Consider the following 11,961-nt stretch of genomic DNA (forward strand, 5'->3'; position numbering starts at 1 on the left):
CGCGGCAGAGACCGCCGGGCGCGATGGGTGTAAAAGGCGCTGACGGGGCAAAAATCGCCCCCAAATGAGCGCAATACCCCCACTACACAGACCCCAGGGAGGGGCCCCTGCAGTGAGGGGTATCTCTTACTTATAGAGTATAGCAAAGTGGCGGGGAGAGAAAAAAGGACAATTGTCCTACCGGCGTATTTTCGTGTTTTGTGTACATTCTGCATGGAGAAAATGTGCAGGCTATATAAATCACACCGCCAATGATCGGCAGCCGCCGCCGGAACTGATTGCCACTATTTGACAAATGTCTAGCCCCAGGCGGTCTATCATCAGAAGTACCGAGAGCTGCTTTGAGCAGCTTTTAAATACTTTGAGCAGGAGAGGGGGAGATGCGGTGACGGTGTACGTGGACGTGTTGGTGGTGATAAACCTGGTGCTCAATTACCTGCTGTTGTCGGCCACCACCTACTTTACCCACCAGCCCACCAGCCGGCTGCGGCTGCTGGGGGCCAGCGCGCTGTCGGGGGTATTGTCGGTATTTATTCTGGTGCCGGGGCTCAATAGCCTGTGGCTGAAGGTGGCGCTGTGCTTAGCGACGGTGGTGTTGGGGCTGCCGTTTGCCGGCTGGCGGGGCCTGCTTAAAAATACGCTGTACTTTTTGGCGGTAAACTTTTTGTTTGCCGGGCTGATGGTGGGGCTGGAGATGGCTTTTTCGCCGGGCAAGCTGGCCTACATAAACGGCGTTTTGTACTTTGACCTGCCCATTACGGTGCTGGTGGCGCTGGCCGGCATCGCCTATCTGCTGGTGGAGTGCGTGAGCTTTTTGCTGGGGCGCTTTCAAAACCGCAAGGTGCGGGTGCGGGTACAAAAAGGATCAGCCAGCGCCCAGGGGACCGGCTTTGTGGATACCGGCAACAGCCTGCAGGACCCGTTTCGCATGGTGCCGGTGGTGCTGGCCGACCGCGCCAGCGTGGAGGACCTGCTGACCCCCGAGCAGCGCCGGTACCTGCAGCACCCCCGCGAAGAGAGCCCGGCCGGGCTGCTGCTCATTCCTTACCACACGGTGTCGGGCGGGGGGCTGCTGCCCATTTTTTACCCGGACAGCCTGCAGATATTTGAGGGCGATCAGTGTGTAAAACAGACCGACCGGGTGGCGGTGGGCATTGTGGGGCACGCTATAGGGCAGGAGGGGTGCAGCTTTTTGCTGAGCCCACAGATCGTGGCGCCGTGACAGAGAGACGATAGAGAGCGGCCGGACCGGCGGGCGCCCGCACAGAGAAAAGAGCGGCCCCGGCGGCGGATACCGGCTGCGGGAGCGCACACGGAAAAAACAGAGACCGGCCGTGTGAGATGAGAGCGAGGGAGGAAAAAGATGCATGCACTGATACGACTGCTGCAAAAGATATTTTTGGGCAGACATGTACACTACATAAACGGGCCGGAGGTGCTGCCGGCCCCGCTGCAAAAGAGCGAGGAAGGGCCGGTATTTGCCGCCCTGGAGCGGGGGGAGGAGTGGGCCCGCGAGAAGCTGATCGTCCACAACCTGCGGCTGGTGGTGTACATCGCCAAGAAGTTCGAGTCGACCGGGGTGGGGGTGGAGGACCTGATATCGATCGGGACCATCGGCCTGATCAAGGCGGTGGGCACCTTTAAGCCGGACAAAAATATCAAGCTGGCCACCTATGCCTCCCGCTGTATCGAAAACGAGATCCTGATGTTTTTGCGCAAGGCGTCGAACAAGCACCAGGATCTCTCGATCGACGAGCCGCTGAATGTGGACTGGGACGGCAACGAGCTGCTGCTCTCGGACATACTGGGCACCGAGCCCGACTGTGTGGGCCGCGGCATCGAGCAGGCCACCGAGCGGGGCGTGCTGGTGGAGGCGGTACAGCGGCTGCCGGAGCGGGAGCGCATCATCATGCAGATGCGCTTTGGGCTGGGCGGCTACAAGGAGCACACCCAAAAAGAGGTGGCGGCGATGATCGGCATCTCGCAGTCGTACATCTCGCGGCTGGAAAAGCGCATCATCAAGCGGTTGCGGGGAGAGCTGGAGAAGGTGATCTGATCGCGGGCGGTACAGGGCTGGGCGGCACACGGGGCCGCGCCGGCCCTGTTTTGGCGTGCCGAGCCGGCAGCAAAACCGACCAGCCCGCTGCAAAGAGGGGGGCCGGGTGGCGCGGCGGGCTTTAGCGGGGCGCCGGATGGGGCATATTGTGAAGGGGAGATCGGCGGGGACGGGCGGCGGAGGTGCCGTTTGACGGCCGGCGGCCCGATGCGCTACAATGGGCACACAGAAGTTGGGGGAGATGAGCGCGCTGTGAAGAGATCGTGGGCAGAGGCGCGGCAGGTGCTTTCGATCGCGCTGCGCGGCGGGAGCACGCTGCTGCTGTTTGAGGTGCTCTATAAGCTGCTGGGGTTTGCAGTGGTGCTGCCGGCCCTGAACGCGCTGCTGCGGCGGGCTATACGGGTATCGGGGCTCACCTTTTTGGGGCAGCAGACGCTGGGGCAGCTGCTGCACAGCCCGGCGGCGGTGGCCCTGCTGCTGGCGGCGGGGCTGCTGCTGGGGCTGTACCTGCTGTTTGAGATGGTGTGGCAGCTGTGCTATTGCCAGGCCGGCTGGCAGCGGCAGCGCACCGCCGTGTGGAGCCTGTGCGGCCGGGCGGCGGTGCGCACCATGCGGCTGTTTTTGCCCCGCAACATCGGCATTTTGCTGGTGCTGCCGCTGTTTGCCCTGACTGCCTGGCCACTGGCCGGCGGGATACTGCCCCAGGTGCAGCTGCCGGAGTTCATCACCGATTTTATCTGGCAGAGCAAGGCGCTCACGGCGGCGTATATCGCGCTGGTGGCGCTGAGCTGCGCGCTGCTGTTTTTTTACCTGCTGGGGATGCCGGCCATGGTGCTGGGAGAGGAGCACTTTTTTTCCTCGATCAAGACCAGCTGGCGCCTGCTGCGGGGCAACATGCGCCGGGCACTGGGGCGCATACTGCTGACGACGGTGCTGTTTTGGCTGGCAGCCGGCGCGCTGTTGGCCGCGGCGGTAGGCGGGTTGGCGGCTTACACCAAGCTGCGCTACAGCGGCAGCGCCGCGCGCTATGCGTTTCGCAGCCTCTACGGCAGCGGGGCCAGTTTTGTGCGGATGGCGCTGCCGGTGTTTGCCACGGTGGTGCTGGTGGCGGCGGTAGTGGCTTTTTACTACCGCTGTATGGGCGCCGAGCGGCCGCCCTACCGCCGCCCCCGCCGCCGCTGGTACGTGCTGGGCCGCCAGGCGGTGGCGGTGCTGTGCAGCTTGCTGGCGGTGGGGCTGTTTGGCGAGAGCGAGATGGCCGGTTACCTGCCCGCCCCGGCCGGGTACGACCCCTATATCGTGGCCCACCGGGCCGGCAGCCTGTTTGCCCCCGAGAACACGGTGGCCGCCCTGGACCGGGCGGTGGCCGACGGGGCGGACATGGCCGAGATCGATGTGCAGCAGACCGCCGACGGGGCGCTGGTGATCCTGCACGACACCAGCTTTGCCCGCACGGCGGGGGTGGACCGGCCGGTATGGGCGGTGACCTGGGAGCAGGTGCAGCGCTACGACGCCGGCAGCTATTTTGGCGCCGAATACGCCGGCGAGCCGGTGCCCAGCTTGCCGCAGATGCTAAAGGCGGCCAAGGGGCGCATAGACTTGATGATCGAGCTCAAGAGCACCGGCCACGACCGGGAGCTGGTGGCCAGGACCATAGCGGCCATCAAAGACGCCGACATGATGCGGCAATGCGTTTTGGCCTCGATGGACCTGGACCTGCTCAGGCAGGTAAAGGAGCTGCAGCCGGGCTTGCCCACGGTGTACATCTCGGCTTTGCTGGTGGCCGACCGCTACGACATGCAGTGGATCGACGCCTTTAGCGTGGAGACCAGCATGCTGACCGGCGAGATGGTAGCTGCCGCCCACCTGGAACACAAGCGGGTGTTTGCCTGGACCACCAACTCGGAGGGGACGATACAAAAGGCTTTTTCCTGCGGGGCGGACGGCATCATCACCGACAACGTGCCCATGGCCCACTACACCCAGGACCTGCAGGGCAGAGACCTGCTGCTGGACGAGCTGACCCAGTGGCTATTTGGCAAATAGTGCCGCCGGAGAGAGGGGAAAAAGAGAGATGAGCCCAGATAGAGAGACACCGGCTGCCGACGCGCAGCCGCTTGTTGACCGGATGCTGTGTATCGGCGCGGGACTGCTGGAACACGGGGCCGAGGTGTACCGGGTGGAGGAGGCGCTGCGCCGGCTGGGGCGGGCGTACGGCGCCAGCGAGTTCTCGGCTTTTGTGATCCCGTCGGCGATCATTTTGACGCTGTCGCTGCCGGGGGCGCCCTCGGTGAGCAAGATGCGCCAGACCAGAGTGGGCGACACCAACCTGGACCTGGTGGACCAGTATAACCAGCTGGTGCGCGACCTGTGCGCCGCGCCCGGCGATACGCGGCAGATAGACCGGCGGCTGGCGGCGATCGCGGCCCGGCCCGGTTACCCGCGCTGGCTGCAGATACTGGTGTACGGCACCGGCGCCGCCTCGTTTGCGCTGTTTTTTGGCGGCAGCTGGCAGGACGCGGTGGTGGCCGGGCTGATCGGCGCGCTGCTGCGGGGTATGGGGATGGCGCTGCGGGGCATACGCCAAAACGCCTTTTTTGTAAACCTGCTGTGCGCGGCGGCGGGCTCGGCCATCGCCCAGCTGACGGCTGCCTGGCTGCCGGGGGCGGCGGCGGACAAGATCACCATCGGCATGCTGATGACGCTGGTGCCGGGCATCGTTTTCACCAATGCACTGCGCGACTTTATGGCCGGCGATGCGCTGGCGGGCACCATTAAGGTGACCGAGGCGCTGCTCATCGGCGCCGGTATCGCGGTGGGCGTTTCGGTGATGCTGGCGGTGCTGCAGCCGGTACTGGGGGTGGTGTAGATGGCGGATGTGTGGGCCTGCGTATTTGTGTTTGCCGCCTGCCTGAGCTTTGGGGTGGCTTTTTCGCTGCGGGGCAAAAAGATCCTGTTTGCCGCGCTGGGGGGCAGCCTGAGCTGGGCGGTGTACCTGGCGGTAGTGGGGCTTTTGCCCCAGGGAGATATTTTGGCCAACTTTGTGGCGGCAGCCGCAGTGACTTTATACAGTGAGCTGATGGCCCGCCGACACAAGACGCCGGCGTCGGTATACCTGGTGGTGTCGTTTTTGCCGCTGGTGCCGGGCAGTGGCATCTACTATACCATGGAGTACGGGATGGCCGGAGACACCGCCGCCTTTTTGGCTACCGGCCTGCACACGGTGCAGGTGGCCGGAGCCATTGTGGTGGGCATTGTGGTGGCGGGCAGCTTTGTGCGGGTGTACTACCGGGTAAAGGAGCGGGTGCAGCGCGCATGGGCGGGCAGCCGGTAGCCCAGGGGCCCGGCGCGTTTTCGGGGGCCCGGCGGGCGGCCGCAGTGGTCGCGGCAGCGGGGCTATGGAGGCAGGACAGAAAAAGAAGCGGATCATAAACGGAGCGTGAGCGCTGCAGCGGATGGCTGCGGCGCTTTTTTTGACGGGCCGAAAGGCGCCGGCAAGTATGGATAGCGACTTTAGAGGTGTGAAAAAACGCCTTATAAGCATAAGTTGATGTTATGCCCCTATAAAAAGGCGTGATATTCTGCTTTTAGAGCGTCAAAAACGGGGTATGGCCGCAAAAAGGGGCGGGGCGCAGCAGAGTGGTAAAAAGGTAGTGGAGCGGTGAACAACTGAAAATGTTGCATAAAATCATAGATTAATGAGTGGAGTATCGTAGAATAACCACTAGCATAGTGACATGCAGTGACAATTGGTATTGTCAACCCCCAATCATCGGTTGATTTATGCAATAGTAGACATAAAATCCTAGTGATAGGAGGTATTTTATGTCTGTAAATGTTGAATTTTCTCGACAGGTGTTCCGCTATCGAGACGCCAGCGGTCTGACCCAAGAACAGATGGCTGAGCTGTGTGGCATTTCGATCAAGTACTATCAGCGGCTGGAGATGGGTCAGGTCAATCCCGGATTGAGTATCGTTGTTCATATTGCCAAAGTTTTGAACATTGACTTAGACGCGTTGAAAAGTAAGGATACCTTTGTGGACCAGACCTGCCGCCGGGTGAGAGAACGGGACCGGTAGCAGACCGATGGGCCGGGGGGGACCGGCTATATTTGCGGGCGAGGTGAGAGGCAGCTGCCGGGACGGCAGCTTGGCTTTTCGCCCTGTTTGCCGTGGGCGGGCGGCCGGTAGAGACGGGCAGAGATGTGTTGAGGTGTGTTGAGGTGGGGAGAGACGCCCCTCTATAAATAGAAGGGGCGGACGGGTCTGCTGGCCGGTGGCGCAGTGAAAAAGTGGTCGGGCTGGTTGGGTTGGCTGTGGCCGGTTGCAGCCAGTTATGGCTGATCATGGGGGCGGTGATCTGGGCATTCTATCTGTATAAGACATGGGCACCGCTAAAGGGGGATAGGCGGGTGTGTTGTGCAGATGAGGGACGGCACTGCTGTAAGCGGTCGGACGGTGGAAGTTTATGGAGATCTGTAGGGGCGTTTGCCGTGCGGTGAGCGCGCCGCCGGAGCAGAGACGGCTGGCAGTGGAGGGAGCGGCACGGGGCGCCGGCGGGCACGGACGGGTGCTGGCTTGTTTTGGAGTGTGCTGGTGGGTGCTGGCAGTGTTTTGTCTTTTCTTTAGAGATCGAAAATTCATGTTGTGAAAAAGTGGTCGGGCTGGTTGGGCTGGCTGTAGCCGGTTATGGCTGGTCATGGGGGCAGTGATCTGGGCATTCTATCTGTATAAGACATGGGCACCGCTAGGGGGGATAGGCGGCAAGTTGTGTGGATGAGGGATGGCACTGCCGTAAGCGGCCGGGCGGTGGAAGTTTATGGAGATCTGTAGGGGCGTTTGCCGTGCGGTGAGCGCGCCGCCGGAGCAGAGACGGCTGGCAGTGGGGGGAGCGACACGGGGCGCCGGCGGGCACGGACGGGTGCTGGCTTGTTTTGGGGTGTGCTGGGGTGTACTGACGGTGCGCTGACGAATACTGACTTGTGCCGGTGGACGCTGGCGGTGTTTTTGCTTTTCTTGTGAGATCGAAAATTCATACAGAGCGCACAGGCGCAAAAAGTATCTGGGGTGGGGATAAGATCCGTGCTGTGCGGAGCAGACGGACTGCCGGGCGGGCTGATGAGCCGCTGACTGGTAAGGCGGTGGGCAAAACAGGCTGGTGTTGGGTTGGTGCTGGGCTGATGTTGGACTGGTGTAAAGAGATCTGCGGGCGATCATCATTTAAAAAACAGCCATCTCGTACAGGCGGCGGCGCGCTTACCAGGTGCGCCGCCGCTGATGGAGCGGGCAGTATAACAATCTTTGCCAGAGGCCGGCAGTGCATGTTCGCACCGGGCCGCGGCCATACTTCTCACTGTAAAACAGTGAAAAGGGGTTGCGGCAGTTGTACCAAAACAAGGTGGAGATCTGTGGGGTGAATACCGCAGAGTTAAAGGTGCTCACCGAGGCCCAGAACCAGGCGCTCATTCTGCGGCTGCGGGAAAAGCGGGACATGGTCGCCCGCGAGCAGCTGATCGCGGGGAACCTGCGGCTGGTGCTCAGCGTGATCAAGCGCTTTGCCAGCCGGGGCGAGAACCTGGATGATCTGTTCCAGGTGGGGTGTATCGGCCTGATCAAGGCCATCGACAATTTCGACCCCATCCACAAGGTGCGCTTTTCGACCTACGCGGTGCCGATGATCATCGGCGAGATACGGCGCTACCTGCGCGACAACAACCCCATACGGGTATCGCGCTCGCTGCGGGACACCGCCTATAAAGCCATGAAGGCCAAGGAGGCCTTTACCGCCGCCCACCGCCGTGAGCCCACCACCACCGAGCTGGCCGGTGAGCTGGACCTGCCGGTGAGCGACGTGGTCATTGCCCTGGAGGCCATTGTGGACCCGGTCTCGCTCTACGAGCCCATGTATGCCGACGGCGGCGACGTGCTGTATGTCATCGACCAGGTGGGGGACAGCTCGGACGACCGGGACTGGCAGAGCGAGCTGTCGATGAAGACGGCCATCAGTAATCTGGACGAGCGGGAGAAACGCATCATCTCGCTGCGGTTTTTGGGCGGCAAGACCCAGATGGAGGTGGCGCGGGAGATCGGCATCTCGCAGGCGCAGATATCGCGGCTGGAAAAAGGGGCGCTGGAAAAGATCAAGCGGGAGCTGTAGCGGGGCGTAGAGCCCGGCTGGATGCAAAGTGAGAGATGGGGGCACGCGGCCGTTGGCCGGCGTGCCTTTTTTGTTTTGCCGCTGCGGTGCACCGGCAGCGAGGGCCGGGTGTTGGGGCGCCCGGCTGCTGCCGCCGGTACCGGCGGGATATTGCCGGGGAAAAAGGGAGGCGGGATGGCGGGAGATAGAGCGCAGACGGTGGGCTGAGGTCGGCGCGCCGGCGGATGGCGAAAGAGGTGCAGGGGCGCGATTTTGACATTTTCTGGCTTTTTTGTTAATATGATAGTAACTGGGTAGGAAATGGGCGGCGGCCGCCGCCTGTGTGCACACCTCTTTGCCGAACACACACACCTCCATAGTGGGGGCAGACAGGGAAGGAGCACTGTTTGATGGGGATCTATACAGCTTTATTACTGGTGGCCGTGGTGCTGCTCATCTGCATCGGCTCCAGCCGGTTATCCTACCGGCTGGGGGTGCCGGTGCTGTTTTTATTTATCGTGCTGGGGATGATCTTCGGCTCGGACGGGGTGTTTGGGCTGCCGTTTGACAACTACCAGCTCACCGAACAGGTGTGCTCGGTGGCGCTGGTGTTCATCATGTTTTACGGCGGATTTGGCACCAGCTGGAAAGAGGCCCGGCCGGTGGCCGCCCAGGCGATCCTGCTGGCCAGCCTGGGCGTGGTGCTGACGGCGGGCATCACGGCGCTGTTTTGCTTTGGCGTGTTGGGGCTCTCGGTATACGAGAGCCTGCTCATCGGCTCGGTGATCAGCTCTACCGACGCCGCCTCGGTGTTTTCGATCCTGCGCTCGAAGAAGCTGTCGCTCAAGCACGGGCTGGCCTCGCTGCTGGAGCTGGAGAGCGGCAGCAACGACCCCACCTCGTACATGCTCACGGCGATCGTGCTGGCGGCCATGGGCGGCCGGGGGCAGAAAAATGTGCCGCTGCAGCTGCTCTCGCAGGTGCTGTTTGGGCTGGCGGTGGGGGCGCTGGTAGCGGTGCTGGCCACGGCGGTGCTCACGCGGGTGAGTTTTGAGCAAAAAGGGCTGCACACCACCTTTTTGGTGGCGGTGGCGCTGGGCTGCTATGCGCTGGCTCAGCTGCTGGGCGGTAACGGCTACCTGGCGGTGTATGTGGCCGGCATCGTGCTGGGCAACAGCCGCATTTTACACAAGGTGGAGCTGGTCCACTTTTTTGACGGTATCACCTGGCTGGCGCAGGTGCTGATCTTTTTTGTGCTGGGGCTGCTTGCCTTTCCGTCGCAGATACCGGCGCTGCTGGGTACCGCGGTGGCGATCACCGCCTTTTTGTCGCTGGTGGCGCGGCCGGCGGCCACGCTGGCCATTTTGAGCTGGTTCAAGGTGCCGCTGCGGCAGCAGTTTTTCGTGTCGATGGCGGGTATCCGGGGGGCGGCCTCCATCGTGTTTGCGGTGATGGCCATGAACGCCGGCGTGCCCATGCGGCTGGACATCTTTCACATCGTTTTCTGTGTGGCGCTGTTTTCGGTGGCGGTGCAGGGGACGCTGCTGCCGGTGCTGGCCCGCAAGCTCGGCCTGGTGGGCGACCAGGAGGGCGGCGGCGTGTGGAAGACCTTTACCGACTACCAGGACCAGGAGAAGGTGCAGCTCATCGAGCTGCCGGTGGTGCAGGGAGATTTTTGGTGCGGCAAAGCGGTGCGGGACCTGGGGCTGCCGCCGGAGCTGCTCATCACCATGATCGTGCGGGGGGAGGAGACGGTGATCCCCAAGGGGGGAACGGTGATCGCCGGCGGCGACCTGCTGGTGCTGGGCGGGCTGGGGCGGGCCCAGATGCAGGCGCTGCTGGCCCAGTGCTGCAGCGACCCCCAAAAGAAATGACGCCCGCGCCTGCAACAGGGCGGCTGCCATCCGTCAAAAACGGGCGGCGGCCGCTTTTTTTAGCGGATGCAAAATGGCTGTGGACGGGCTGAGAGGCAGAGCTGTGAAGAGCTGTGAGCAAAATATTTTGCATAATGAGAGAGCGGTATTTGCAGTTTTTTGGCAAATACAGTATAATAAAATACTGTGTGCTGGCAGTGCCCGGCGGCCGCCCCGGTAAAGACGGGGCGCGGGGCACTGCCGGCTGCGGGCAGAGGAGCGCGGCGCTGTGCGGCCCCACTGCGGTGAGCAGCGGCGTGAAAAATATGAGCAAAAGAGGAGGAGATGCGCGTGCAGACCAACTTATCTGTACTCATCACATTCATCCTGTACCTGGCGCTGATGCTGGGTATCGGCATTTTCTTTTTCAGCAAGTCGAGCAACTTGTCGGACTACTTTTTGGGCGGCAGGGGCCTTGGCAGCTGGGTGACGGCCATCAGCGCCCAGGCCTCGGACATGAGCGGCTGGCTGCTGATGGGCCTGCCGGCGGCGGCCTACATATCGGGGCTGAGCGCCTCGTGGATCGCCATCGGGCTGGGGCTGGGCACCTATCTAAACTGGAAGATCGTGGCGGGGCGGCTGCGCAGCTTTACCGAGATCTCGGGCGATTCTATCACCATCCCCCAGTACCTGCAAAACCGGTTCATGAGCAAGTCGAAGCTGGTGCGCTGCATCTGTGCGATCATCATCTTCGTGTTCTTTTTGGTGTACACCGCCTCGGCCTTTAACGCCGGCGCCAAGCTGGTGATGTATGTGCTGGGCATGGACGACTATGTGCTGGCGCTGGCCATCGGCGCCATCGTCATCGTGGCCTACACCTTTTTGGGCGGCTTTTTGGCGGTGTGCTGGACCGATCTGATCCAGGGCATCCTGATGTTCTGCGCCATCGTCATCGTGCCGGTGCTGGCGGTGCTGCGCACCCCCGACTTCTCGCTGGCCACGCTGTCGGCGCTGGAGGGCGGCACGTTCACCAACCTGTTTAAAAATGCCTCCGGCCCGCTGGGCTGGGTGGCGATCATCTCGAGTTTGGCCTGGGGCCTGGGCTACTTTGGCATGCCCCACATCCTGACCCGTTTCATGGCTATCCGCGAGAAGCGGCTGATCAAAAAATCGCGACTGATCGCCATGATCTGGGTGGTCATCAGCCTGGGGGCTTCGGTCATCATCGGCATGGTGGGGCGGACCTACCTGTCGGGTCAGGGGATCCAGTACACCGACACCGCCAGCGCCGAGGTGGTATTTATGCAGATGGTGGGCCGGCTGGCCCCGGGTCTGATCGCCGGGGTGCTGCTGTCGGCCATTTTGGCGGCGGTGATGAGCACTGCCGACAGCCAGCTGCTGGTGACGGCGTCGGCGGTATCCAACGACTTTTACAAGCCGCTGTTCCGCCCCGGCGCCAGCGACAGGGAACTGATGTGGGTGAGCCGCGGCTCGGTCATCGCCATCTCGGTGCTGGCCTTCATCATGGCGCTGGACCCCAACAGCTCGGTGATGGGGCTGGTGTCGTACGCCTGGGCGGGCTTTGGCGCCGCTTTTGGCCCGGTGATCCTGCTGTCGCTGTTCTGGCGGCGGATGACGCTGAAAGGCGCGATCGCCGGCATGGTAGTGGGCGGTGCGACCATTTTGATATGGGAGAACGTGCCCCTGCTGTCGGGGACCGGCCTGTACTCGCTGGTGCCGGGCTTTGCCTTGGCGCTGGTGGCTGTGATCGTGGCGTCGCTTTTGGATAAGGCGCCCGACAAAGAGGTGCTCGACCAGTTTGAGCGCTCGCTACAGGCAAAATAGATCAGGGATCAACGAGAATACAGATAAAAGGAGTGGGTACCGAGCTGGTACCCACTCCTTTATTATGTTTC

General features: G+C 62.3%; 9 protein-coding genes. All 9 read left to right on the top strand.

What is annotated here, in order from left to right; genetic code table 11:
• Positions 1-385: 385 nt before the first annotated feature.
• Positions 386-1,222 (top strand): sigma-E processing peptidase SpoIIGA, encoded by an 837-nt coding sequence (locus H8K20_RS03195; protein WP_164998284.1) that lies wholly within the window; start codon positions 386-388, stop codon positions 1,220-1,222.
• A gap of 141 nt (positions 1,223-1,363) precedes the next feature.
• The gene (sigE, locus tag H8K20_RS03200; RefSeq protein WP_105205709.1) at positions 1,364-2,056 is read left to right on the top strand and encodes an RNA polymerase sporulation sigma factor SigE; all 693 of its coding nucleotides are present in this window, start codon (positions 1,364-1,366) and stop codon (positions 2,054-2,056) included.
• A gap of 252 nt (positions 2,057-2,308) precedes the next feature.
• Positions 2,309-4,102 (top strand): glycerophosphodiester phosphodiesterase family protein, encoded by a 1,794-nt coding sequence (locus tag H8K20_RS03205; protein WP_186487460.1) that lies wholly within the window; start codon positions 2,309-2,311, stop codon positions 4,100-4,102.
• Positions 4,103-4,130: 28 nt separating this feature from the next.
• Positions 4,131-4,925: a threonine/serine exporter family protein gene (locus H8K20_RS03210; protein WP_105205707.1), complete on the top strand. Its 795-nt coding sequence runs from the start codon at positions 4,131-4,133 to the stop codon at positions 4,923-4,925.
• On the top strand, positions 4,926-5,390 hold the full coding sequence (locus H8K20_RS03215) for a threonine/serine exporter family protein (RefSeq protein ID WP_105205706.1): 465 nt from the start codon (positions 4,926-4,928) through the stop codon (positions 5,388-5,390).
• A gap of 491 nt (positions 5,391-5,881) precedes the next feature.
• Positions 5,882-6,136 carry a helix-turn-helix domain-containing protein gene (locus H8K20_RS03220; protein WP_105205705.1) on the top strand — a complete coding sequence of 85 codons (255 nt, stop codon included), beginning with the start codon at positions 5,882-5,884 and terminating at the stop codon, positions 6,134-6,136.
• Between the two features lie 1,303 nt (positions 6,137-7,439).
• The gene (sigG, locus tag H8K20_RS03225) at positions 7,440-8,213 is read left to right on the top strand and encodes an RNA polymerase sporulation sigma factor SigG (RefSeq protein ID WP_105205704.1); all 774 of its coding nucleotides are present in this window, start codon (positions 7,440-7,442) and stop codon (positions 8,211-8,213) included.
• Positions 8,214-8,602: 389 nt separating this feature from the next.
• Positions 8,603-10,066, top strand: a complete 1,464-nt coding sequence (locus H8K20_RS03230) for a potassium/proton antiporter (protein ID WP_186487461.1) — start codon at positions 8,603-8,605, stop codon at positions 10,064-10,066.
• Positions 10,067-10,390: 324 nt separating this feature from the next.
• A complete protein-coding gene (gene putP / locus H8K20_RS03235; RefSeq protein ID WP_186487462.1) occupies positions 10,391-11,890 on the top strand; it encodes a sodium/proline symporter PutP in 1,500 nt (499 codons plus the stop codon).
• Positions 11,891-11,961: the final 71 nt, after the last annotated feature.

The sequence above is a fragment of the Neobittarella massiliensis (ex Bilen et al. 2018) genome, assembly GCF_014269355.1.
In the GTDB taxonomy this organism is placed as follows: Bacteria; Bacillota; Clostridia; order Oscillospirales; family Ruminococcaceae; genus Neobittarella; species Neobittarella massiliensis.